Origin of the sequence: Micromonospora sp. BRA006-A (assembly GCF_033433935.1) — a bacterium.
GTDB classification, from domain to species: Bacteria; Actinomycetota; Actinomycetes; order Mycobacteriales; family Micromonosporaceae; genus Micromonospora; species Micromonospora aurantiaca.
In genome coordinates this window covers 1,922,697-1,945,009 of sequence record NZ_JANCLW010000001.1, presented here as the reverse complement: position 1 = coordinate 1,945,009, position 22,313 = coordinate 1,922,697, and the positions used below count along the sequence as shown (strand labels likewise).

Genomic DNA, 22,313 nt, shown 5'->3' with positions numbered 1-22,313 from the left:
CGCCCATGAAAACGCCCTCGCGCATCCGGTGCCGCGAAGGCCGGTTCAGCATAACCAGCGCGGGCCGTACGCCCCACTCGACGCCACGCCTGTCACATCCGTCCACCCCGGCGCAGGGCGGGTCAGGGCAGTGGTCCCCGGGTGCCGGTGCGCGGCGGCCGCATCGTCGCCACCGGGGCGGACCAGCGGCGGCGCAACGCGATCAGGCGCAGCCCGAACACGAACAGCGCGGCGCCGGTGAGCGGCACGGCGGTGGCCTGTCCGCAGGCCGACAGCAGCGCCACCGCGACCGAGCCGGCGAGCGCGGCCAGGGCGTAGATCTCGCGGCGCAGCACCACCGGGATCTCGCCGGTGAGCAGGTCCCGGCCGAGACCGCCGCCGATCGCGGTGAGCATGCCGATCATGCAGGCGCCGACCGCCGGCACGGCGGCGTCGAGGGCCTTGAGCGTGCCGGTGACGGTGAACAGGCCGAGGCCGGCGGCGTCCAGCACCAGCACCGTGGTGCGCAGCCGAGCGAGCTGGGGGTGCAGCCAGAACACGGCGGTGGCGGTGACGGCCGCGGTGGCGGCGTAGCGCCAGTCGGCGAACGCCAGCGGGGGTACCTCGTCGATGACCAGGTCGCGGAAGATGCCGCCGCCGAGCGCGGCGACCACACCGACGAACACCACCCCGAACAGGTCGAGCCGTTTCGCCACCGCCGCGGAGGCGCCGGAGGCGGCGAAGACCGCCACGCCGGTCAGGTCGGCGAGGAGCAGGGCGGTGGAGGTGGTCACCGCCGCAGGTTACGTCGAGGGGCGGCGGAGCCGCCCGCCGTCACTCGGCGTACGAGTCGTAGATCTCCTTGCACTTCGGGCACACGGGCGAGCCGGGCTTGGCCGCCTTGGTGACCGGGAACGTCTCGCCGCAGAGCGCGACCACGTAGGTGCCCATGACGGCACTCTCGGCGATCTTCTCCTTGCGGACGTAGTGGAACATCTCCGGACCAGTGTCCGCGTCCTTCAGCTCGGGACGCTCGAGAACCTCTGTGCTCACGACTCCACCTCCGGCGTTCCAGTTTTGCAGGTCGGTCCGCCCCGGTCCACCTGGGCCCCGGCCGGAAGCGGCCCGTACGGTAACCGACGTGACCAACTTTCACATCAGTCTCGGTAGTGAGGTGGCCGACGCCCTGCGGGACAGCCGCCCGGTCGTGGCGTTGGAGAGCACGATCGTCTCGCACGGGCTGCCTCGCCCGGCCAACCTGCGGGTGGCGCGCGAGATCGAGCAGGCGGTACGGGACGCGGGGGCGGTGCCGGCCACCATCGGCATGGTCGCCGGGGAACTGCGGGTCGGGCTGGACGACGCCCAGCTCACCCGGCTCGCCACCGTCGACGGCGTGAGCAAGCTCTCGGTCCGCGACCTGGCCCCGGCGGCGGCCACCGGAGCGGACGGCGCCACCACCGTGGCGGCTACGAGCGCGGTCGCGGCGGCGGCCGGGATCGGCGTGTTCGCCACCGGTGGGCTCGGCGGCGTGCACCGGGAGGCGGCGCAGACCTTCGACGAGTCGGCCGACCTGGTCACGCTGGCCCGGACGCCGATCGCCGTGGTCTGCGCCGGGGTGAAGTCGATCCTCGACGTGGGCGCCACGCTGGAGCGGCTGGAGACGCTCGGGGTGGGCGTGGTCGGCTACCGAACCCGCCGCTTCCCCGGCTTCTACCTCACCGACGCGGGCTTCGACCTGGACTGGTCGGTCGAGTCGCCGGAGCAGGTGGCGGACGTGCTGGCCGCCCGCGCGGCGCACGGCGTGCACCACGGCGGCCTGGTGGTGGCCAACCCGCTGCCCGCCGACGAGCAGCTCGACCCGGCGCTGCACGACCGCACGCTCGCCGAGGGACTGGCCGCGCTGGCCCGCGAGGGGATCACCGGCAAGGCGGTCACCCCGTTCCTGCTGTCGCACTTCCACTCCGCCACCGAGGGCGCCAGCCTGGCGGTGAACGTCCGGATCATCCTGCGCAACGCCGACCTCGCGGCCCGGATCGCGGTCGCCGCGGCGGCCCGCCGCACCCCATGAGCGCGACGCCGCGGATAGTCGTCGTCGGCGACGTGATCACCGACGTGCTCGCGGTGCTGTCCGGGCCGCTCGCGACCGGCTCGGACACCGCGGCCGGGATCCGGTTCAGCGGCGGCGGGCAGGCGGCGAACACCGCGGCCTGGCTCGCCGGGCAGGGCGCTGCGGTGACGCTGGTCGCCGCCGTCGGCGACGACGAGACCGGCCGGGAGCGGGTGGCCGAACTGACCCGCATCGGTGTGGACTGCGCGGTGGAGCGGCACGAGGGCTACCCGACCGGCACCGTCATCGTGCTCGCCCACGACGGGGAGCGCACGATGATCAGCCAGCGGGGCGCGAACCTGCGGCTGACCGCCGCGCACGTGGACGCGGCGCTGGCCGCCGCGCCCGACGCCGGGCATCTGCACCTGTCCGCGTACACCCTGTTGGACGTCGGGTCGCGCGGCGCCGGCCTGCGCGCGCTGGCCACGGCCCGCGAGCGCGGGCTGACCGTCAGCGTCGACGCGGCGTCCGCGGCGCCGCTGCGGCGCGTCGGCGGGGCGTTCCTGACCTGGGTACGCGACGTCGACCTGCTGCTCGTCAACACGGACGAGGCGACGGTGCTGGCCGGCGGGCTGGACCCGGCGGCGCAGGCGCGGGCGCTGACAGCTGTGGCGCACCGGGTGGTGGTCAAGCGCGGCGCGGCGGGCGCGGTGTGGGTGGAGCGCGGCGGCGTGGTGGAGTTCGCGCCGGCACCAGGGGTGGACGTGGTGGACGTGACCGGCGCCGGCGACGCGTTCGCGGCCGGGCTGCTCACCGCGTGGCTGGCCGGGGCCGACCCGCGTGCCGCGCTGGCCCGCGCCGGTGACCTGGGCGCGCTCGCCGTGACGACGGTGGGCGCCCGCCCGGCACCCTGACGGCGGTGGCCGGTCCGGGCGGTGCTCCGCCCGGACCGGTCAGGGCTCCGCGTCGATGATCTTGTGCGGGCTCTCCTCGGCGGTCAGAGCGGTGGGCGCGGGCTCCTCGCGGCGCCGGTTCTGGAACCGGTTCGCCAGCCGGTGCTCCTCCTTGGGCGGCCGGTCGTTGGCGAGCAGCACGGCGAGCCAGGGCACGAGCACCATGCCGAGCGCGCACAGCGGCAGCCAGAGCCAGAGCAGCGGGGCCTTCGCGCCGACCAGGATCGCGCCCGCCACCAGACACGCGACCCGGATGGCCATCATCAGCACGTAACGCTTCTGCCGGCTGTTGAGCTGGTCGTCCTGGCTGCGCGGGGCGTCGGTGATCAGTATCGGCTGGTACGCCTGACGCTTCACCACGGACCTCCTACGAGGGGATAGGGCCCATCCTGTCACTCCGGACGGATGATCGGCGAAATTCGTGACAGCCGGGCGCGTGTTACGTGCGTGGTACGCTTCGCCCGTGGCCAACCGGTTCAGCTTCACCGACGAGGCGCTGGCGAACCTGCGGGTCTACGACGTCACACCCGGGGAAGTCTGGGAGGCCCTGCACAGCAACCGCCGGGTCATCCGGCACCTCGGTGACGACGTGATGGTGGTCTACGCCACCGACCACCGGGGCCGGCGGCTCGCCGTGCTGCTGGCCGAGGCCGACGGCACCGACAACGACTGGGACATCCTCTCCGCCCGCGAGCTGAGCGACGTCGAGGCCAAGCGCTACGACGAGGCGGTGCGGAGATCACGCCGACGAGGAGGCGGTCACGATGCATCGTGACGAGGCGACCAAGCGGTTCCACGCCGGAGGCGACGCGTTCGCCGACCTGATCGACGACACGTCACCGGCGCAGCTGCCCACCCCCGACACCGACGTGCCGATGGTCAGCCGGTCGGTCCGGCTCCCGCTGGAGACGTACGAGCGGGTCCGCGCCGCCGCCGACGCGCGCGGCATCGGCGTGACCACGCTGATGCGGCAGTGGATCGAGGCCGGCCTGGCCGACCTGGACGACTCGGCCACCGTCTCGCTGGCCGACGTCCGCCGCGCGCTGGCGTCGCTGTCCCGCCCGACCGCCGCCTGACGGCTCACGCCTCGGGGCCGCCCTCGCCGAGCGCCTCCCGCCCGATCGGGGAGGCGGAGGACTCCGGCGGCCGGTGCCAGGCCCGGCGGGCGTCGGCGAACGCGACGAGCGCCAGCACGAGGGCCACCGCGCCGAGCGCGAACATCGCCGGCACGGTCGCCAGCGCGGGCAGGAGCAGCACCAGGGCCAGCAGCCCGGCCAGCCGGGGGCGGGACACCCGGCCGAAGATCTCGTACTCGAACCGGGAACGGGCGGCCAGGAACAGCGCCGGGCCGCCCACCACGAAGACCAGCCAGTTCGGCCGGGCCGTGTCGTACGGGTGGGCGATGACCAGCTCGTAGCCGACAGCGGCGCCGATCACGCCGAGCACCATGAACAGATGGGTCTGCGCCGCCGACTCGGCCAGCCGCCCCGGCGTGCCGGCCATCCGCAGCGCCTGCGCCAGCAGGTGACCGGCCCGGTAGAAGTAGATCCGCCAGAGCAACGCGGTGATCACGAACGAGATCGTGAACGCCACCGCCGCGTCGCCGGAGAACTCCTTCCCGCTGTAGGTCACGCCGATCACCAGGATCGACTCGCCGAGCGCGATGAGGAAGATCTGCTGGTAGCGCTCTGCCAGGTGCTCCCCGGCGACGAGCCACTGCCGGATGCGCGACGCCCCGATCCACGGCAGCGGCCAGCCCAGGAACGTGCCGAGATGGTCCATCGCCAGCGCCACGACCCACAGCGCCAGGCGCGGACCGGGCAGCAGCGCGCCGGCGATCCACAGCGGGGCGCTGACCCCCGCCCAGACTGCCAGCCGCGCCGGGACCAGACGCCGCGGGTGGGCACGCAACGCCACCGCGATCAGCAGCGGCCGGCCGACCATCACCACCACGTACGCGAGCGCGAACGGCAACGCCCGCTCCTCCAGCGCGCGGGGCAGCGTCACCCCCAGCACCAGGCTGCCGAACATGGTGCCGACCACCACGACCTGGATGACCGTGCGCTCCGGCTCGTACCGGCTGGTCACCCAGGTGGTGAGGGTCCAGACCTGCCAGAGCACCAGGAACAGCAGCAGGGTCTTGCCCACCTCGGCGGCCACCGCCCCGGCGGAGCCCTCGATGCCGTTGATCAGGCGCTGCGAGACCCGGGTCAACGCGAACACGAAGACCAGGTCGAAGAAGAGCTCCAGGAACGTGGCCCGACCCGGGCTGGACCCGGTGCGCAGCAGCGCCCCGCCCCGCTGCTCGGTCATCGTCCGCTCCCGTCCTCCGTCCTGGCGACAAACGACAGGGACGGCGGCCGGTTGCGGCGGCGGGCGGCGGATCAGCCCTTCGCGGCCTTCGACTCCGCCTTCATCCGCTGCTTGAACTCGCGTACCCGGCGCAGCGACTCCGGGTCGGTCACGTCCGCGACCGACCGGTGGGCGTCCGCGTCGCCGTAGTCGCCGGCCGCCTCGCGCCAGCCGTCCGGGGTGATCCCGAACCGCTTGCCGAGCAGCGCGACGAAGATCTGTGCCTTCTGCCGGCCGAACCCGGGCAGCTCACCCACCCGGCGCAGCAGCTCCCGGCCGTCGGTCACGTCGGACCAGAGCCGGGCCGGGTCGCCGTCGTAGCGCTCGACGAGCGCCCGGCACACCTCCTGCACGCGGGCCGCCATCGCCTTGGGAAAGCGGTGCAGCGCGGGCGGCCGGGCGAAGATCTCCACGAGCGCCTCCGGGTCGTACCCGGCCAGTTCCGCGGCGTCCGGCTCGTGGCCGAGCCGCTGCGCCAGCACGTACGGGGAGGAGAACGCCTTCTCCATCGGCACCTGCTGATCCAGCACCATGCCGAGGAGCAGGGCCAGCGGGCTGCGCGCCAGCAGTTCGTTGGCCTGCGGGTCGATGGGCAGGGAGAGCGTCATGGGGACCATCCTGCCGCCCCGCCCGCCGGTCGCGGGCGCCGACTCCCCGACGACGTGACGCGGCCCGGCGAACCTCTGCGAGGTCCACCGGGCCGCGGCCCACGGTGTGGTCAGGTCACCCGTGCCGTCAGTTGACGACGAAGAGCAGGCGGTTCGGCGAGCCCGAGCCCGGGCTGGTCACCTTGCCGGTGGTGGCGTTGCTGGTCAGGTAGCTGGCCACCTGAGCCGGGGTGTAGGAGGTGTTGGCGGACAGGACAAGCGCCGCCGCGCCGGCCACGTGCGGGGACGCCATCGAGGTGCCGCTGATCGTGTTGGTGGCGGTGTCGCTGGTGCGCCACGCCGAGGTGATCGACGAACCCGGGGCGAAGATGTCCACGCAGGAGCCGTAGTTGGAGAAGGACGACCGCGCGTCGGTGCTGGTGGTCGAGCCGACGGTGATCGCCGAGGCGACACGGGCCGGCGAGGAGTTGCACGCGTTGGCGCTGGAGTTGCCGGCCGCGAGCGCGTACGTGATGCCGGAGTTGATCGAGTTGGCCACCGCGTTGTCCAGCGTGCTGCTGGCACCGCCGCCGAGGCTCATGTTCGCCACGGCCGGCTTCACCGCGTTCGAGGTGACCCAGTTGACTCCGCTGATCACGCCGGCGGTGGTGCCGCTGCCGGAGCAGTTGAGCACCTTGACGGCCACCAGGCGCACGCCCTTGGCCACGCCGTACTTGGTGCCGCCGACGGTGCCGGCGACGTGCGTGCCGTGGCCGTTGCAGTCGGTGTTGTTGCTGTCGACCGTGTTGGTGCCCCAGGTGGCCCGGCCGCCGAAGTCGCTGTGGGTGGTGCGGATGCCCGTGTCGATGATGTAGGCGCGCACGTTGGTGGCGGTGTTCGGGTAGGTGAAGGTGCTGTTCAGCGGCAGGTTGCGCTGGTCGATCCGGTCCAGGCCCCAGGTGGCGCCGGTCTGGGTGCCCTGGGTGGTCATGACGCGATCCTGCTCGACGTACGCGACGGACGGGTCGGCGGCGAGCCGGCGCGCCTGGGCGGGGGTCATCTTCGCGCTGTAGCCGGTGAGAGCGGAGCTCCACACCGTGCCGACGTTGCCGCCGTAGCGCTTGGCCAGGCCGGCGGCCCGGTCCGGCACAGCGGTACGGGCGGCGAGGGTGTTCGCGGTGCCGACCGCGTCGCCCTTGAGCACGACCACGTAGCTGCCGCTGACGGCGTCGGCGGCACCGGCGTACCGGATCTCCCCGGTGGGTGCGGCGAGAGCGGGCGTGGAGGCGGCGGCGGCGAAGGCCGCGGCGGCGGCCGTGACGGCGAGCGCACGCAGCGCGCGGCGCCGGGGAAGGGACACGTCGGGCATCGTCTGGCTCCCTACCGGGGCGGCCCGGTTTGTGTCCGGATCACCCCATCGACGGATGTTGGCAGGAATGCTAACCAGAGATCGATAGACATGAAAGAGATAGTTGCCGATAGATGCGGTTCACGTTATGGATCGGCGGGTGCGCGCCACGCCGGAGTGCATCCGAGGCAGGATGAGCACGTGGACCGTCACGAGATGCTGCTCTCCCCCGCCGGGGTCGACGCGCTGCGCACCGCGCTGACGCTCGCCCGCTTCACCGCCAACGGGATCGCCGACCGCCTGGGCCCGCAGGGCACCGGGGCGGTGGCCCGTAACGATTACCGGGCCGCGCTGCGCGCCACCGAGGACCGGGACCGGCTGGCCACGCTGATCCGCGTCTTCATCTGCGACCAGACCGAGCCGGAGGCGGCGGTCGCCGACGCGCTGGCCCCGCTGGCGCTGGACGAGGCGCTGGCCGGGGGCATCGTCGAGCGGCACGGCGACGGCCTGCGCGCCGGGGTCGACCTGGAGCCGTACGGCGACGACTGGTGGGTGCTCGCCGACGTGCCCGCCAGCGCGCGGCCCGGGCGCCCGCTGCACGCCGAGCACGTGCTGGGCATCGGTGGCGCCACCCAGACGCTGATCTCGGCCGCCGTGCGCCCGGTCGTGGACACCGCGCTCGACCTGGGCACCGGCTCCGGCGTCCAGGCGCTGCACCTGGGCACCCACGCCCGCCGGGTCACCGCCACCGACGTCTCCGAACGGGCGCTGCGGTTCGCCGCCACCACGGCCGCGCTCAACGGCCAGGACTGGGAGCTGCTGCGCGGCGACATGGTCGCCCCGGTGGCCGGGCGCCGCTTCGACCTGGTGGTCAGCAACCCGCCGTTCGTGGTCGGCCCGGGCACCACCACGCACGTCTACCGGGACTCCGGGCGGGTGGGCGACGCGATCGGCGCGGAGCTGGCCGCTGCCGCGCCTGACCTGCTCACCGAGGGCGGCACCATGCAGTACCTGGCGAACTGGGTGCACGTCACCGGCGAGGACTGGGCCGAGCGGGTCACCGGCTGGTTCACCGGCACCGGCCTGGACGCCTGGGTGATCCAGCGCGAGGTGGCCGACCCGATGGCGTACGTGAACCTCTGGCTCACCGACGTCGGCGAGAGCGCCGACCCGCAGCGGATGGCGGCCTGGCTGGACTGGTTCGACGCGCACAAGGTCGAGGCGATCGGTTTCGGCATCGTCTCGCTGCGCCGCTCCGGCCACGACCAGCCGGTGGTCCGGGTGGAGGATCTGCGTCAGCGGGTCGAGCCGCCGCTGGGCGACCGGATCGGCGAGTGGTTCGGCCGGCAGGACTGGCTGCGTGCCCGGGACACCGAGGGCCTGCTCGCCGCCCGCTACCGTGCCGCCGAAGGGCTCCAGCTCCGGCAGGAGGCCACCATGGGCGACGACGGCTGGGCGGTGGACCGGCAGGTCCTGGCCATGCCGCGCGGCCTGCGCTGGTCGGAGGAGATCGACCCGCTGGTGCTCGCCCTGGTCGGCGGCGCCGACGGCCGGCTGCCGCTGCGCGACCAGCTCGCCCTGCTGGCCGCCGCGCACGACGTGGCACCGGACGAGCTGGCCGAGGCGGCCGGACCGATCGTGGCGCACCTGGTCGAGCGCGGCATCGTCGAGCCGGTGACCGACTGATGCGGGCGGTGGTGCAGACCGTCGGCCGGGCCCGGGTGACTGTCGACGACGAGGTGACAGGTGAGATCGCCGACGGGCTGCTGGTGCTGCTCGGCGTCACCCACACCGACACCCCGCAGGTGGCCGCCACGATGGCCCGCAAGCTGCACGAGCTGCGCATCCTCGACGACGAGCGCAGCGCCGCGGACGTCGGGGCGCCGCTGCTCGTGGTCAGCCAGTTCACGCTCTACGGCGACGCCCGCAAGGGCCGGCGGCCGAGCTGGACCGCCGCCGCTCCCGCCGAGGTGGCCGAACCCCTGGTGGACGCGGTGGTCGAGCAGCTGCGGTCCCGGGGCGCGAAGGTGGAGACCGGCCGTTTCCGCGCCCACATGCTGGTGGAGAGCGTCAACGTCGGTCCCCGGACCCTCGTGCTCGACCTCTAGAAGAACAGGCCCCGGCGGGACAGCGACTGCCGCAGCCAGCCGTCGAGCTGGGCGGCCCAGTCCGTGCGGTCCGCGGTCGCGTGGTCCACTGTGAACCGGCCGAACGCGTCCCGGCCCTCGGTGAACAGGCCGCCCCGCTTGTCCAGCTCCAGCACCACGTGGACCTGGCGCGGATCGGTCACGAAGGTGACCTCCAGCTGGTTCATCGCGCCCGCGTACTGCGGCGCCGGGTAGAACTCGATCTCCTGGTAGAAGGGCAACTGCTGGTGTACGCCGTAGATGTGTCCACGCTCGACGTCGGCGCGCGCGAAGCGGAAGCCCAGCCGTAGCAGGGCCTCCAGCAGCCGCTCGTGGGCGGGCAGCGGGTGCACCGCCACCGGGTCCAGGTCACCCTTGTCCATCGCCCGCGCCACCTCCAGCTCGGTACGCAGACCCATCGTCATGCCGTGCAGGTGCTGGCCGTACAGGTCGGTCAGCGGGGTCTCCCAGGGCACCTGGAAGCGGAACGGCACGTCGTGACGCTGCCCCGGCTCCAGCCGGAACGGGCCGGTCATCTGGGCCCGGCCGAACTCCTGGTTGACGTCGTACTCGCTGTCGGAGCTCTCCACCTCGACCCGCGTGACCAGGCCGAGTGCGACGTAGCTCACGTCCACCGGGTGGTCGCCGCCGACCACCTGGATCCGGCCCTCCAGAACGCCGCCCGGGCGGCAGTTCGGGTTGGCCAGCACCGTCTCCACCGACGGTCCGCCCACACCCATCGCCTGCATGAGCCGCTTGAAGACCACCACGTTCTCCGATCATCAGTGCCGGGCCGGCCCGGACGGCCGGTCGGTGGCACCGTAACCGCGCCGGGCAAGGGAGTGCCGGATTCCCGCGTGGATTCCTGTCGGGTCCCCGATCGCCTCACTCCCGTCTCACGCCCCGACCGCCAAGCTGTTTGTCATCGGCCACCACCGCGTGGGCGGCACGGGACCGGTAGGCACGTCGGACACGGGGAGAACAGAGATGACCCAGCAGATGATCGAGCACCAGGACATGGACGTCACCCTCACGGACCTCGACGCCACCGACGAGCGCGGCGTCTCCACCGACCTGGTCCGGGCGTACCTGAACGGCATCGGCCGCACCAAGCTGCTCACCGCGGCGCAGGAGGTCGAGTTGAGCAGGCGGATCGAGGCCGGCCTCTTCGCCGAGGAGAAGCTGGCCACCTGCACCCCCGTCTCCGCCGAGCTGCGCGCGGACCTGGCGCTGATCGCGGCCGAGGGCCGCGCCGCCAAGGACCACCTGCTGGAGGCCAACCTGCGGTTGGTGGTGAGCATCGCCAAGCGCTACACCGGTCGCGGCATGGCCTTCCTCGACCTCATCCAGGAAGGCAACCTCGGCCTCATCCGCGCCGTCGAGAAGTTCGACTACACCAAGGGCTACAAGTTCTCCACCTACGCCACCTGGTGGATCCGCCAGGCCATCACCCGCGCCATGGCCGACCAGGCCCGCACCATCCGCATCCCCGTGCACATGGTCGAGCAGGTCAACCGGATGGTCCGGGTGCGCCGCGAGCTGTCGGTGACGCTGGGCCGCGAGCCCACCGTCAGCGAGGTGGCGGTGGCGCTGGAGATCCCGGAGTTCCAGGTGATCGAGCTGATCTCCTACGACCGGGAGCCGGTCAGCCTGGACCAGGCCGTCGGCGAGGACGGCGAGAGCGCGCTCGGCGACTTCGTCGCCGCCGTCGACCCGCGTACCGAGCCGGGCGACGCCGCCACGAACGGCGAGCTGCGCAACGAGGTCCGCATCGTGCTGGCCACGCTGTCCCAGCGGGAGCAGGCGGTGATCCGGCTGCGCTTCGGCCTGGACGACGGCCGGCAGCGCACGCTGGACGAGGTCGGCCGCGAGTTCGGGCTGTCCCGGGAGCGGATCCGGCAGATCGAGAAGGTCACGCTGCTGAAGCTGCGCGACCCGGAGCGGGCGAACCGGCTGGAGGCGTACGCCTGCTGATCCACCCCTGCCCCGACAGGCCCCGGCGGTTCGCCGGGGCCTGTCGCGCTTGACCCGGGCGCATCCGCCGTATAGAACCGAATGGTTACACAACCAGGAGGTTATGAACGTGTCCGCGGATCTGCTCGACGCCACCTTCGCCGCGCTCGCCGACCCCACCCGGCGTGCCATCCTCACCCGGCTGGCCGCCGGGGAGGCGACCGTCACCGAGCTGGCCGAGCCATTCGCGATGAGCCAGCCGGCCGTCTCCAAGCACCTCAAGGTGCTCGAACGCGCCGGCCTGGTCACCCGGGGCCGGGACGCGCAACGCCGTCCCTGCCGGCTCGACGCCCGGCCGCTGCGGGAGGCGGTCACGTGGCTGGCGGACTACCGGGACTACTGGGCCGAGAGCTACGCGCGACTGGACGACGTGCTCGCCGAACTGACCGCCGGGGAGCAGCGGTGACCGGCCTGACCGTGAGCCTGCCCGGCGACCGGGAGATCCGGCTCAGCCGCGACTTCGCCGCTCCGCGCCACCTCGTGTTCGCCGCCTTCACCCGCCCCGAGCTGCTGGTCCGCTGGTGGGGCGCCCGGGGCTGGCATCTCGTCGAGTGCGAGGTGGACCTGCGGGTGGGCGGGCGGTGGCGGTTCGTCTCCCGGGGGCCGGACGGCGACCTGATGGGCCAGGGCGGCACGTACCGGGAGATCGACCCGCCCGCGCGGCTGGTCTGCACCGAACTCTTCGACGACCAGTCCTATCCGGGCGAGACGCTCGTCCGCCACGACTTCACCGGCTCGGCGGACCGGACGACAGTCGTCACCCACCTGCGGTACGCCACCGCGCAGGGCCGCGACACCGTCCTGCGCTATCCGATGACCCGCGGCCTGAGCGAGGCGTTCGACCGGCTCGCGGCAGCGCTGCACACCGATTCGACGACAGGAGCGACGACATGAACTGGACGCTGGAAGTGGTGGTCGTACCGGTCTCCGACCTGGACCGGGCCAAGGATTTCTACGCGCAGCAGCTCGGCTTCGTCCTCGACCACGACACGGATCTGGGTGGCGCGGGGCGGATCGTCCAGCTCACTCCCCCGGGCTCCGGGTGCTCGATCGTCCTCGGCCGGGGCGCCGTACCGGAGATGCCGCCGGGCTCGCTCAAGGGCGTGCAGCTGGTCGTACCGGACCTGGAGCGGGCGCGCGCCGAACTGGTCGAGCGGGGCGTCGAGGTGAGCGAGATCCAGGTGATGGGCCAGAACCCGTACCCGGTGCCGCATCCGCTGGACAACGTCGGCTTCCTGTTCTTCCGCGACCCGGACGGCAACGAGTGGTCGGTGCAGCAGATCTCCGCGCGCGGTTGAGCGCTGCGGCGCGCGGGGCCGGCGCTGCGGCGCCCGGCCGTCGCGCGGGCGGGCGCTGTTAAGAAGGGGCCCTTCCTCTACCGGAGGCGTTAAGAAGGGGCCCTTCCTTACAGGCGGCGGGGGCCGGTGTCGGGGCGCGGGGATTCGGCGCCGGTGCGCACGGTGGCGTGCAGCACCGAGATGCCGTCCGGCCGGGCCAGCACCGGGTTCAGCGTGAGCGACCGCACCCGCGGCTGCTCGTCGGCGAGCCGCCCGACCCGCACCAGCAGGTCGACAAGGGCCGCCCGGTCCACCGGCGCGGCACCCCGGTGCCCGCGCAGCAGCGGCGCCGCGCGGGGCTCGTCGACCAGCTCGGCGGCGTCCCGGTCGGTGAGCGGGACCGCGCGCCAGGCCCGGTCGCCCAGCAGTTCGGTCGCCACGCCGCCGAGCCCGAAGCCGACCACCGGCCCGAACGCCGGATCCTCCACCAGCTCCACCACGCACGCCACACCCGGCGCGACCATCGGCTGCACCAGGACCTCCGCGCCGAACACCGGGGCCATCTCGTCGTACGCGTGGCGCAGCGCGGCGGCGTCGGCCAGGTCGAGGCGTACCGCGCCGAGGTCGAGGCGGTGCCGCAGCCCGGGCGCGGCGGCCTTGAGCGCCACCGGCCGGCCGAGCCGGTCGGCCGCCGCCAGCACCTCGTCGGCGCTGCCGGCCGGCACCGACTCCACCACGTCGATCCCGTACGCGCGCAGCAACGCCGCCGCGTCGGTCCCGTCCGGGCGCAGCGCGGCGTGCCCGGCCGCCCGGTCCACGTCGGCCAGTTCCGGCAGCACGCCCGGTGGCCGGCGCAGCCAGTCCGCGTACGCGGTCACCCGGCCCAGCGCGCGCACCGCCTCCTCCACGCTCGGGTACGCCGGCACCCCGGCCGGCACCAGCCCGGCGAGGAACGTCGCCACCACCGGCTTGCCGGTGACCCGCGCGTCGGGCAGCGCCGCCGCGAAGTCGGCCACCGGGTCGGCGAGCTGGCCCGGCAGCGGCGGCGCGAACACCGCCACCACGGCGTCCACCCGCTCGTCGGCGACCGCGTCACCGAGCGCGGTGGCGTACGCGGCGGCCCCGGCGCTCGGCCCCACGTCCTGCGGGTAACCGTCGGCGACGCTCAGTCCCTGGGCGGCGCAGGCGGTGGCGGCCAGCCCGGTCAGCGCCGACGAGTTGCCCACGACCGCGACCCGCCGCCCGGCCGGCAGCGGCTGGTGGGCCAGCAGCACGCCCACGTCGAGCAGTTCGGACACGGTGTCCACCCGGATCACCCCGGACTGGGCGAACAGCGCGCTCACCGCCGCCGCGTCCAGCGCGGGCGCCTCCCCCACGCCCGGCGGCCGGGCCAGCGAGGCGAGCGCCACCACCGGCTTGCTGCGGCCGATGCGCCGGGCCAGCCGGGCGAACTTGCGCGGGTTGCCGAACGTCTCCAGGTAGAGCGTGATGACGTCGGTGGCCGGGTCGTCCTGCCAGTACTGGAGCAGGTCGTTGCCGGACACGTCGGCCCGGTTGCCGGCCGAGACGAAGCTGGACAGGCCGAGCCCGCGCCGGGACGCCTCGGCCAGCAGCGCCACCCCGAACGCGCCGGACTGGCTGAACACGCCGACCCGGCCCGCCGCGGGCAGCACCGGGGCGAGCGTGGCGTTGAGGCGTACCGCGGGGTCGGTGTTGGCGACGCCGAGGCAGTTCGGGCCGACCACCCGCATGCCGGCCAGGTGCGCGGCGCGGACCAGCGCGCGCTGCGCCGCCGCGCCGGCCGGGCCGGACTCGGCGAACCCGGCCGAGACCACCACCAGGCCGTGCGCGCCGGCGCGTGCGGCGTCGTGCACCACGTCGGTCACCGCGTCCGGCGGAACCGCCACCACGGCGAGGTCGATGTCCTGGCCGGCGTCGGCCGCCGACGGGTACGCGGGCAGCCCCGCCACGGTCGCCGCGCTCGGGTGCACCGGCACGATCGCCCCGGCGAAGCCGCCGTCGCGCAGGTGCCCGAGCAGCGCCGCGCCGACGCCCTGGCCGGTGGTGCTGGCGCCGTAGACGGCGATGCCCCGGGGCGCGAGCAGCCGGGCGATCGAGCGGGCCTCGGTGCGGTGCTCCCGGCCGCGCTGCACCTCCAGGGTCGCCTCGGTGGGCGCGATCGGGAAGCTCAGGTGCACCACGCCGTCGGCGTACTGGCGCTGGACCTGGTAGCCGAAGTCGGCGAAGACCCGCAGCATCGTCCCGTTCGCCGGGAGCACCTCGGCGACGAAGTGCACGATGCCGTGGCGCCCGGCCGCGTCGGCCAGGTGCTCCAGCAGCACCGAGCCGATGCCCCGGCCCTGGTAGGCGTCCTCGACCACGAACGCCACCTCGGCCTCGGGCGAGGCGGGGCCGAGCCGCTCGTAGCGGCCGACGGCGACGATCCGCTCGCCGGCGAGCACCACGAACGCCTCCCGGTCGCGGTGGTCGACGTTGACGAAACGCTTCAGGTCGCGTTCCGGGATTCGCGGGTACGGCGAGAAGTACCGCAGGTATCTGGTGCGTTCCGAGAAGCGGCCGTGCATGGCCACGATCTCGGGCGCGTCCTCCGGTCGGATCTGTCGCAACTGGACGGTCGTGCCGTCACTGAGCAGCACGTCCAGCGGTTGCTCGACGGTGGTCACCGGTCGGTCCTCCCCTGCCGCCGGCTCAGTCGCGCGGGTCGTGCGGGTCGAGCCCGAGCAGCGGGAAGACGGCCTTGCGGGTGGCCGCGACGGCCCGGTCCACCGCGTTCGGCTCGCCGCTGGGCTGCCACGGCTGGTACGACGGGTCCACGTCGTCGGTCATCCGCAGCGGCACGTCGTGCCCGGGGCGCCGCCGCGCGGCCAGGTCCCGCCAGCCGGGCGGGGTGAGCGTGGCCGGGTCGACCGGCTCGCCGGTGGCGATCGCGAGCAGGTGCGTCCAGGCCCGGGGCACCACCTCGACCAGCGCGTACCCGCCGCCGCCGGTGGCGACCCAGCGGCCGTCGCACAACTCGTCGGCGAGCGCCCGCAGCGAGAGGTACGTGGCCCGCTGCCCGTCCACCGACAGGTGCAGGTCGGCCAGCGGATCCTTGCGGTGCCCGTCGGCGCCGCACTGGGTGACGAGCACCTGCGGCCGGAACGCGCGCAGCACCGACGGCACGATCGCGTGGAACGCCCGCTGCCAGCCGGCGTCGCCGACCCCGGGCGGCAGCGGCACGTTCACAGCGGTGCCCTCCGCGCCCGGGCCGCCGGTCTCGTCCGGGAAACCGGTGCCGGGGAACAGCGCGAGCGGCGTCTCGTGCAGGCTGATCGTGAGCACCCGCGGGTCGCGGTAGAAGACCTCCTGCACCCCGTCGCCGTGGTGCACGTCCACGTCCACGTACGCGATGCGCTGCGCGCCGAGGTCGAGCAGCCGCGCGATGGCCACGGCCGGGTCGTTGTAGACGCAGAAACCGGCGGCCCGGGCGGGCATCGCGTGGTGCAGGCCGCCGGCGACGCTCACCGCGCGCCGGGCCTCGCCACGCCACACCGCCTCGGCCGCGGCCGTGGTGGCGCCGGCGATCAGCGCGCTCGCCTCGTGCATCCCGTCGAAGACCGGATTGTCCGAGGTGCCGAGACCGAAGCCGGCGAACAGCGGGTCACGCGGCGCGGACCGGACCGCGTCCAGGTAGGCCGGATCGTGTACGCGGGTGAGCAGCGCGTCGTCGGCCGGCTCGGGCTTGACCAGCCGCACGCCGGGCCGGTCCAGCACACCCAGCTCACGGGCGAGCGCCATCGTCAGTTCGACCCGGACCGGGTCGAGGGGATGGTCGCCCATGTCGTAGGCGAGGAGAGCCTCGTCCCACACCACCACCGTGTCGTCGGCCATGCGGCCATCGTCGCACGTGGTCCGGGACGCGCCCACCAGTCGTACGCTCACCGGCCGGACGTGCCACCGGTCGCGACCGGACGGTCCGGGTCGGCCACCCACTCGCTCCACGAGCCGACGTACAACGCGGCGTCCGGGCGGCCGGCCAGGTGCAACGCGAGCACGGCCTGCGCGGCGGTCACTCCGGAGCCGCAGTACGCACCGACCGGCGCGTCCGCGTCCACCCCGGCGGCGGCGAACCGCTCCCGCAGCGCCCCGGCGTCGGGGAACCGGCCCTGCGCGACGTACTGCGGTGCGGGCACGTTCACCGCGCCCGGCACGTGCCCGGCGACCGGGTCGACCGGCTCGTGCTCGCCCCGGTAGCGCGGCGCCGCCCGTACGTCGATCAGCACGCCGGGCTCGGCGGCGGCGAGCCGGGCGGCCTGCGCGGCGTCCAGCACCGGCAGCGCGCCGGGCGCCACCGTCACGTCGCCCGGCGCCGGAGCCGGCACGCTCGTGTCGACCGGCAGCCCGGCGGCCGTCCAGGCCGGGAAGCCGCCGTGCAGCACCCGCACCTGCCGGTGCCCGGCCCAGCGCAGCGTCCACCAGGCGCGGGCGGCGGACATGCCGTCGCCGCCGTCGTACACGACCACCGGATGACCGGCGCGGACGCCCGCTGCCCGCAGCGCGGCCTGCAACGCCGCCGGGTCCGGAAGCGGGTGCCGCCCGGCGGCGCCGGGCGGCCCGCACAGCTCGGTGTCCAGGTCGACGAAGACGGCGCCGGGCAGGTGGCCTGCGGCGTAGTCGTCGCGCCCGGGCGGGCCGGTCAGCCGCCAGCGGACGTCGAGCAGGGTCGGCGGGTCGGCGTGATCGAGTTCGGCGGCGAGCCGGTCGGGCTCGACCAGCAGGTCTGCGGTGGCGGACATACGGTCCAGTCAACACCATTCGGCGCGCCACCTCCGGCTTCGCCTCCGTCGATGGTCGGTGGTAACGGGTACCATCGGAGCCCAGGAGGCCGCAGACGTGAAGCACGACCTTGTTGACACCACCGAGATGTACCTGCGCACCATCCTCGAACTCGAGGAGGAGGGGGTGCCGCCGCTTCGTGCCCGCATCGCCGAGCGGCTGAAGCAGAGTGGCCCGACCGTCAGCCAGACCGTCGCCCGCATGGAGCGCGACGGCCTGCTCACCGTCGAGGGCGACAGGCACCTGACCCTCACGCCGCAGGGCCGCAACACCGCCGTGTCCGTGATGCGTAAGCACCGGCTGGCCGAGCTGCTGCTTGTCAACGTGATCGGGATGCCCTACGAGGAGGCCCACGAGGAGGCCTGCCGGTGGGAGCACGTGATGAGCGACGCGGTGGAGAAGCGGGTCTTCGACCTGCTCAACCGCCCGACCCGCTCGCCGTACGGCAACCCGATCCCGGGCCTGGAGGAGCTGGGCGACCCGGGCCAGGTGCCTGCCGACGCCGTCGAGGGTGAGCGCAACCTGGCGTTCCCCGGCCTGTCCGGCACGGTCGTGGTGCGGCGGATCTGTGAGAGCGTGCAGACCGACTCGGACGTGCTCCGGCAGTTGCACGCCGCCGGCGTCGACCCGGGCGCGACGGTGACTGTGGCGCAGGAACGCGACGCCGTCTCCATCGACCGCTCCGGCGACCGGGTCCGGCTGCCCCGCGAGGTGGCGTCCCGGGTGTTCGTCGCGGCCCGCTGACCCGACCGTCGGTCAGAGCTGGTTGGCGACCTCCGGTCAGAGCTGCCTTGTGTCGATCACCTTGGCCAGCGTGACCAGCTTGCCGGCCGTCTTGTCCGCCTCCGCCTTCGCGGTGCCGGTCGGGGCGGTCCAGCGCAGCGTGGCGAGCCGCCCCTCGGTGGCCAGCCAGCCGACCTCGGCGGCCGGCCCGGACTTCGCGGTCTTGGGCAGCGTGCGCCGGTAGGCGGCCTTGCCCAGCTTGCTGATCTTCGCCGCGCCGCTGGGCTGCACGTCCAGGGCGAACGTCGCGGCGTCGATCGACGTCTCGGTCACCGACAGCGTCAGCTCCGGCAGCACCGCCCCGGCGGCGCGCACCACGCAGGTGTGGGTGTCGCCCCGCTCGGTGGCCGCCGCCACGTCGAACGTGCCGCCGGTGTGCTCGGCGATCACCGCGAAGTCGAGCAGCCGGCACGCCCCGCCCGAGGACGCCGCCGCGACCGGGACCGGCGGAGGCGGGGGCGGCGGCCCGGCCGCTGTGGGCGCCTCATCGGCGCAGCCGGCGGCGAGCAGGACGGCCGGAACGGCCAGCCAGAATCGGGCACGCACGGGAGACCTCCGCGGTCGGCGGCGGGTCCGACCCGCCGGAGTTCCGTCGGACACCGTACGGGGTGCCCCAGCGGGGACGGAAGCCCTCTAATCGGCCACGTACGGACAGTGCCGGCAGCCTCGCCCGCAGCACGTGCCACGCCGGGCCAGGAACCCGGCGCTGAGCACGAACAGCCCGGTCTCCGGGTCCAGGTAGCCGGCCTCCCCGGCGGCGAGCGCGGCGGCGTGCGCGGCGAGGATGCGCTCCCGCCCGGGGTGGTCCGGCGACAGGCGCGACGGGTGCGGTTCGGTCAGGGGCCGTCCCGCCAGCTCGTCACGCACCGCTGAAGTCTACGGAGGGGGCCCTGCTTAACGTTTTCTGCATAGGAGGGGTCCCCTTTTAACATCCCCCACCCGACGTCGCGCACGTCGAGCAGGATGCCGGCGAGCTACGGCGGCGGTTGAGGTCGGCACCGGTGATGATCACCGGATGGTCCGCTCGGCGAGCAGGAACGCCTGGGACTGCCGCTCCGTGGCGACCGGCGCGCGGACCAGCGTCGCCGAGACCGTGAACCCGGCCGTCGCGAGTTGTGCGGCCAGTCGTTCCGGCGGCAGCCAGTGCACGTCGTACGCGACGTCGTGGCCGTACGCCCGCTCCAGCCGTACGCACCGGTCACCGGCCTTGACCGCGAGGAGCAGGCGACCGCCCGGGGCGAGCGCCCGGTGGAAACCGGCGAACACCCCGGGCAGCAGCTCCGGCGGCAGGTGGATGACCGAGTACCAGGAGACCAGCCCGGCCAGCGAGCCGTCCGGCACGGCCAGCTCCGTCAGCGAGCCGACCTCGAAACGCAGGTCCGGGTACGTCCGCCGGGCCACCGCCACCATGCCCGGCGAGAGGTCGGCCCCGCCGATGTCGAGGCCGAGCCAGTGCAGGTGGGCGGTGACACGCCCGGTGCCGCATCCCACCTCCAGCACGGGTCGGCCCGGCCCGACCGTCTCGGCGAACGCGGCCAGCAGAGCCCGGTCCAGCGGCGGCTCCACCACGTCGGGCAGCAGCCGCGCGTAGTCCTCCGCGACGGTGTCGTAGGCAGCGCGCGTCTCGACCAGCCAGGCAGGTTCGGTCACGCCCGCCGACCCTAGTCCAACGCCCGCCCGGCCTGCCCGACCTTGTTGACCATGAACTTGACGGCCGTCGCGTCGGCGTGTCGCGCCGTCAACTTCATGATCGACGAGGATAGGGCGGGGTGGGTCGGTCAGCGGAACCAGGTGAGGGACTGGCCGTGGCCTGTCGTCCAGGCCACCGGGTGGCCGTCCAGGGCCAGGACGTTGTGGAAACCGTCGGCGGGCGGTTCCGGCAGGTCGGCGTGCGGCAGGACTGACGGGTCCTCGTTGGCGATCCAGTGACCGGGGAGCGTCCGGACCAGCGCTTTGAACGCGTCCCGGCGCGCCGGTGGCACCTGGTACAGCACCGAGCTGTGGAACACCACGAGCGTCGCCCCGGCCGGAGCCTGCGCCGCCAGTGCCGGCAGGTCGTCGGCCAGGTCACCGCGTACCAGCAGGGGCGGATCGGCCGCCGCGACGGCAGCCGCGGCGCGCAGCCGTTCCCGGCGGTGCCGGTGTTCCGGCCAGATCAGCGCCTCCAGCCAGGCCACGTCGGCCGGGTCGGTGACGTCGAGCGGGTTCACGTCCAGCCCGGCCCGCCACACCACCTCCGGCAACCGCTCCGGTGGCTCGGCGCCGGTCAGGTCGCAGTCGAGCACCGGCTCACCCGCGCCGAGATACCGGTCGCCGTAGCGGTAGGCGTACCGGTCCGGGTAGAGGCACAGCCCGGCGGACGCGCCCACCTCCAGCAACGCCAGCGGCTGCGGCAACGCGGCGAGCACCGGCAGCAGCACCGCGCAGCGTCCCGCCTCGTTCGTCTGCGTCGCCCGCACCCGCATCTGCGCCGCGACGTCCGGCCAGTGCGCCATCACGTACGCGCGGAACTCCGCCGGGTCGTCCACCGGCCCGCCGCGCAGCCGCACCACCCCGAACAGCAGGTTCGGCTGACGCTTGGCCGGCGGCAGCGTGTCGAGCAGGGCGAGCAGCTCCGCGTCACCGGCGACCGCCCGCGACAACCGCTCGTACGCCGGGGACACGCCGCGCGTCTCGCGGTCGGCGAACGCCATATAGATGTCGGCAGTGGTCATCTCGCGAGCATCCCAGTTCCCGACGGCGTGGTCTGTGATCGTCCACACCTGTCGCCGCTCAGCCCGGCGGGGCCGGAGCCCTCGGGAGATCTCCTCCAGGTACCGCCGCTGGTACTGGCGAATCATCGCCTCCCAGACCTCCTGGTCCAAGTCCGGATCGGGTAGGAGCCACCGATGGACCCGTCGCAGCAGTGCAAGCGTTCGTCGCCCGGCCGGATCACGCTCATCGCACCCACCCGAGGAAGCCGCGGTGTAGCGGCCCGGTCGGCATCCACGCCAGATCCTCCGCCGCCCACCCGCGATAGGAGCCCGTGCTCGTCGGACACTCGGTCGCTTGAGTCGTTCCTGCCCTCAGCTCGCAAGGCGAGCCGGGTTCCTCTCGCCCTCGATTCGCTACCTCTCCGGACGGACCGCACCTGAGAGGCCGCGAGCGCGGCAGGGAGATCCCTGCCGCGCTCGCGGAACGATGGAACGTCAGCTCTAGCCGCTGACGGAGCCTAGCCCTCGCACTTGGCTTTCGCCCGTGACCGCGCGTCGAGCCGGGCGATGCTATTAGTCTGTGTACGAATGGCTGTCACCCGCGGTGGCCGGGCGACGCGGAGCCACGCGCCTCGCGATCGGCAAACGCCAGATAGATGTCCGCCGTGGCCACTTCACGCGCATCTCAGTTTTCGACAGCCACCCTGCAGATGCGGCCACAGCGGGTCGCGGACCATCGTCTTTCCATTAGCCGCTCCTACGACCGGAGAACTCAACAAGCCGGCGATTTGACCGGACTGAGGTACATGTTCTTGACATTTCCCGCCGCGAAATACCGGCTAACGAACTCGAGATCAACCTCTTCCCAGTCGCAGAACGGGTAATCGTAGCCACTGGCGAACCTGACGTATCCGGACCAAGGACCCGGGTAGAGGTAGAAACCCTTAGAGTTCAAGCTGTAGGATCCGCTGCAGTTGCGAAACCAATCCTTAATTGTGTCGCCCGAATAGTAGCGATAGTGAAGCGAAATGGACTGACACCCGGCATATGCCGGCCCGGCCACGCCGAACACTCCAATACCGGCACCTAAAGCCAATGCCGTCATGGCAGCAATTAACCGCTTGCGCACACGCATGGAACCCCCCGCTGCTTTCGAGAATCTCGCGCCATCCTTCGCGACAACAACCTGGGAATAAATCCCGGGCAAGTGTCGCATTTTCCATTCCCATGGACAGGAGTCACTTTATCAGCACGGGCGGTGAAGTCAACTAGCTCTTCAAGCAGCAAAGTGCGAAACTGCCGCGAGCACGGCAGGAAAG

Annotated in this window: 26 protein-coding genes; 11 read left to right on the top strand and 15 right to left on the bottom strand. The window is 73.3% G+C overall.

From position 1 onward, the window contains the following. Positions 1-122: 122 nt before the first annotated feature. Entirely contained in the window at positions 123-773 is a 651-nt protein-coding gene (locus tag NMK34_RS09365; RefSeq protein WP_318333047.1) for a trimeric intracellular cation channel family protein, read from the bottom strand. Between the two features lie 40 nt (positions 774-813). Then, positions 814-1,032, bottom strand: a complete 219-nt coding sequence (locus tag NMK34_RS09360) for a DUF3039 domain-containing protein (RefSeq protein WP_013284783.1) — start codon at positions 1,030-1,032, stop codon at positions 814-816. A gap of 88 nt (positions 1,033-1,120) precedes the next feature. Between NMK34_RS09360 and NMK34_RS09355 the strand changes: the two genes are divergently transcribed. Together NMK34_RS09355 and NMK34_RS09350 are read left to right on the top strand one after the other, a co-directional pair. Further along, complete coding sequence (locus NMK34_RS09355) at positions 1,121-2,047, top strand: pseudouridine-5'-phosphate glycosidase (RefSeq protein ID WP_318333046.1); 927 nt, start codon at positions 1,121-1,123, stop codon at positions 2,045-2,047. After that, positions 2,044-2,940, top strand: a complete 897-nt coding sequence (locus NMK34_RS09350; RefSeq protein WP_064447137.1) for a carbohydrate kinase family protein — start codon at positions 2,044-2,046, stop codon at positions 2,938-2,940. The genes NMK34_RS09355 and NMK34_RS09350 overlap by 4 nt, the downstream gene beginning before the upstream one ends. A 39-nt stretch (positions 2,941-2,979) precedes the next feature. On the opposite strand, the gene NMK34_RS09345 is transcribed toward NMK34_RS09350, so the two are convergent. Further along, positions 2,980-3,336, bottom strand: a complete 357-nt coding sequence (locus tag NMK34_RS09345) for a DUF3099 domain-containing protein (protein WP_318333045.1) — start codon at positions 3,334-3,336, stop codon at positions 2,980-2,982. 106 nt (positions 3,337-3,442) lie between these two features. Here NMK34_RS09345 and NMK34_RS09340 point away from each other — a divergent pair, with 106 nt between their 5' ends. Further along, entirely contained in the window at positions 3,443-3,754 is a 312-nt protein-coding gene (locus tag NMK34_RS09340; protein ID WP_262013550.1) for a hypothetical protein, read from the top strand. After that, entirely contained in the window at positions 3,744-4,055 is a 312-nt protein-coding gene (locus tag NMK34_RS09335; protein WP_013284778.1) for a hypothetical protein, read from the top strand. Before NMK34_RS09340 ends, NMK34_RS09335 begins: the two co-directional genes overlap by 11 nt. Positions 4,056-4,059: 4 nt before the next feature. Here the strand turns inward: NMK34_RS09335 and NMK34_RS09330 are convergent, their stop codons facing one another. The 3 genes from NMK34_RS09330 to NMK34_RS09320 all read right to left on the bottom strand — a co-directional run bounded on the left by NMK34_RS09330 (position 4,060) and on the right by NMK34_RS09320 (position 7,287). Beyond that, positions 4,060-5,292 carry a low temperature requirement protein A gene (locus NMK34_RS09330; protein WP_318333044.1) on the bottom strand — a complete coding sequence of 411 codons (1,233 nt, stop codon included), beginning with the start codon at positions 5,290-5,292 and terminating at the stop codon, positions 4,060-4,062. A gap of 71 nt (positions 5,293-5,363) precedes the next feature. After that, positions 5,364-5,948, bottom strand: a complete 585-nt coding sequence (locus NMK34_RS09325; RefSeq protein WP_318333043.1) for an HhH-GPD-type base excision DNA repair protein — start codon at positions 5,946-5,948, stop codon at positions 5,364-5,366. 118 nt (positions 5,949-6,066) lie between these two features. Continuing rightward, entirely contained in the window at positions 6,067-7,287 is a 1,221-nt protein-coding gene (locus tag NMK34_RS09320) for a S8 family peptidase (protein ID WP_318333042.1), read from the bottom strand. A gap of 180 nt (positions 7,288-7,467) precedes the next feature. On the opposite strand from NMK34_RS09320, the gene NMK34_RS09315 reads away from it, so the two are divergent. Both NMK34_RS09315 and dtd read left to right on the top strand, forming a co-directional pair. Then, entirely contained in the window at positions 7,468-8,952 is a 1,485-nt protein-coding gene (locus NMK34_RS09315) for a methyltransferase (RefSeq protein ID WP_318333041.1), read from the top strand. Further along, a complete protein-coding gene (gene dtd, locus NMK34_RS09310; protein WP_135238932.1) occupies positions 8,952-9,374 on the top strand; it encodes a D-aminoacyl-tRNA deacylase in 423 nt (140 codons plus the stop codon). Before NMK34_RS09315 ends, dtd begins: the two co-directional genes overlap by 1 nt. Here dtd and NMK34_RS09305 read toward each other — a convergent pair. Continuing rightward, a complete protein-coding gene (locus NMK34_RS09305; RefSeq protein ID WP_318336303.1) occupies positions 9,371-10,159 on the bottom strand; it encodes a sporulation protein in 789 nt (262 codons plus the stop codon). The two genes, dtd and NMK34_RS09305, sit on opposite strands and share 4 nt — an antisense overlap. Positions 10,160-10,379: 220 nt before the next feature. On the opposite strand from NMK34_RS09305, the gene sigB reads away from it, so the two are divergent. The 4 genes from sigB (at position 10,380) to NMK34_RS09285 (ending at position 12,703) form a co-directional block, all read left to right on the top strand. After that, complete coding sequence (gene sigB, locus NMK34_RS09300) at positions 10,380-11,366, top strand: RNA polymerase sigma factor SigB (protein ID WP_318333040.1); 987 nt, start codon at positions 10,380-10,382, stop codon at positions 11,364-11,366. A 109-nt stretch (positions 11,367-11,475) separates the two neighbouring features. Beyond that, a complete protein-coding gene (locus NMK34_RS09295) occupies positions 11,476-11,811 on the top strand; it encodes an ArsR/SmtB family transcription factor (RefSeq protein ID WP_412098867.1) in 336 nt (111 codons plus the stop codon). After that, complete coding sequence (locus NMK34_RS09290; RefSeq protein WP_318333038.1) at positions 11,808-12,299, top strand: SRPBCC family protein; 492 nt, start codon at positions 11,808-11,810, stop codon at positions 12,297-12,299. Before NMK34_RS09295 ends, NMK34_RS09290 begins: the two co-directional genes overlap by 4 nt. Beyond that, the gene (locus NMK34_RS09285; protein ID WP_318333037.1) at positions 12,296-12,703 is read left to right on the top strand and encodes a VOC family protein; all 408 of its coding nucleotides are present in this window, start codon (positions 12,296-12,298) and stop codon (positions 12,701-12,703) included. The genes NMK34_RS09290 and NMK34_RS09285 overlap by 4 nt, the downstream gene beginning before the upstream one ends. Positions 12,704-12,810: 107 nt before the next feature. On the opposite strand, the gene NMK34_RS09280 is transcribed toward NMK34_RS09285, so the two are convergent. The 3 genes from NMK34_RS09280 to NMK34_RS09270 are packed head-to-tail and all read right to left on the bottom strand — an operon-like array spanning position 12,811 to position 17,478. Continuing rightward, entirely contained in the window at positions 12,811-15,366 is a 2,556-nt protein-coding gene (locus NMK34_RS09280) for a GNAT family N-acetyltransferase (RefSeq protein WP_318333036.1), read from the bottom strand. A 25-nt stretch (positions 15,367-15,391) separates the two neighbouring features. Then, positions 15,392-16,573 (bottom strand): acetoin utilization protein AcuC, encoded by a 1,182-nt coding sequence (locus NMK34_RS09275; RefSeq protein ID WP_318333035.1) that lies wholly within the window; start codon positions 16,571-16,573, stop codon positions 15,392-15,394. 47 nt (positions 16,574-16,620) lie between these two features. After that, positions 16,621-17,478, bottom strand: a complete 858-nt coding sequence (locus tag NMK34_RS09270) for a sulfurtransferase (RefSeq protein ID WP_318333034.1) — start codon at positions 17,476-17,478, stop codon at positions 16,621-16,623. Positions 17,479-17,575: 97 nt separating this feature from the next. Here NMK34_RS09270 and NMK34_RS09265 point away from each other — a divergent pair, with 97 nt between their 5' ends. After that, a complete protein-coding gene (locus tag NMK34_RS09265; protein WP_135238925.1) occupies positions 17,576-18,262 on the top strand; it encodes a metal-dependent transcriptional regulator in 687 nt (228 codons plus the stop codon). Positions 18,263-18,298: 36 nt separating this feature from the next. Here the strand turns inward: NMK34_RS09265 and NMK34_RS09260 are convergent, their stop codons facing one another. The 5 genes from NMK34_RS09260 to NMK34_RS09240 form a co-directional block, all read right to left on the bottom strand. Beyond that, positions 18,299-18,847 carry a hypothetical protein gene (locus NMK34_RS09260; protein WP_135238924.1) on the bottom strand — a complete coding sequence of 183 codons (549 nt, stop codon included), beginning with the start codon at positions 18,845-18,847 and terminating at the stop codon, positions 18,299-18,301. Between the two features lie 87 nt (positions 18,848-18,934). Next, positions 18,935-19,168, bottom strand: coding sequence for a DUF5522 domain-containing protein (locus NMK34_RS09255; RefSeq protein ID WP_071096262.1), 234 nt, complete (start codon positions 19,166-19,168; stop codon positions 18,935-18,937). 141 nt (positions 19,169-19,309) lie between these two features. Next, positions 19,310-19,951, bottom strand: coding sequence for a class I SAM-dependent methyltransferase (locus NMK34_RS09250; RefSeq protein ID WP_318333033.1), 642 nt, complete (start codon positions 19,949-19,951; stop codon positions 19,310-19,312). Between the two features lie 128 nt (positions 19,952-20,079). Further along, on the bottom strand, positions 20,080-21,015 hold the full coding sequence (locus NMK34_RS09245) for a DUF2332 domain-containing protein (RefSeq protein WP_318333032.1): 936 nt from the start codon (positions 21,013-21,015) through the stop codon (positions 20,080-20,082). A gap of 751 nt (positions 21,016-21,766) precedes the next feature. Next, positions 21,767-22,129: a hypothetical protein gene (locus NMK34_RS09240; protein ID WP_318333031.1), complete on the bottom strand. Its 363-nt coding sequence runs from the start codon at positions 22,127-22,129 to the stop codon at positions 21,767-21,769. Between the last annotated feature and the right edge of the window lie 184 nt (positions 22,130-22,313).

Excerpts from the sequence above, each read along its gene's own strand:
- NMK34_RS09325 (WP_318333043.1), bottom strand. The coding sequence starts at position 5,948 with ATGGTCCCCATGACGCTCTCCCTGCCCATCGACCCGCAGGCCAACGAA.
- NMK34_RS09350 (WP_064447137.1), top strand. The coding sequence starts at position 2,044 with ATGAGCGCGACGCCGCGGATAGTCGTCGTCGGCGACGTGATCACCGAC.
- NMK34_RS09320 (WP_318333042.1), bottom strand. The coding sequence starts at position 7,287 with ATGCCCGACGTGTCCCTTCCCCGGCGCCGCGCGCTGCGTGCGCTCGCC.
- NMK34_RS09270 (WP_318333034.1), bottom strand. The coding sequence starts at position 17,478 with ATGTCCGCCACCGCAGACCTGCTGGTCGAGCCCGACCGGCTCGCCGCC.
- NMK34_RS09285 (WP_318333037.1), top strand. The coding sequence starts at position 12,296 with ATGAACTGGACGCTGGAAGTGGTGGTCGTACCGGTCTCCGACCTGGAC.
- sigB (WP_318333040.1), top strand. The coding sequence starts at position 10,380 with ATGACCCAGCAGATGATCGAGCACCAGGACATGGACGTCACCCTCACG.
- dtd (WP_135238932.1), top strand. The coding sequence starts at position 8,952 with ATGCGGGCGGTGGTGCAGACCGTCGGCCGGGCCCGGGTGACTGTCGAC.
- NMK34_RS09240 (WP_318333031.1), bottom strand. The coding sequence starts at position 22,129 with ATGCGTGTGCGCAAGCGGTTAATTGCTGCCATGACGGCATTGGCTTTA.
- NMK34_RS09335 (WP_013284778.1), top strand. The coding sequence starts at position 3,744 with ATGCATCGTGACGAGGCGACCAAGCGGTTCCACGCCGGAGGCGACGCG.
- NMK34_RS09245 (WP_318333032.1), bottom strand. The coding sequence starts at position 21,015 with ATGACCACTGCCGACATCTATATGGCGTTCGCCGACCGCGAGACGCGC.
- NMK34_RS09330 (WP_318333044.1), bottom strand. The coding sequence starts at position 5,292 with ATGACCGAGCAGCGGGGCGGGGCGCTGCTGCGCACCGGGTCCAGCCCG.
- NMK34_RS09275 (WP_318333035.1), bottom strand. The coding sequence starts at position 16,573 with ATGGCCGACGACACGGTGGTGGTGTGGGACGAGGCTCTCCTCGCCTAC.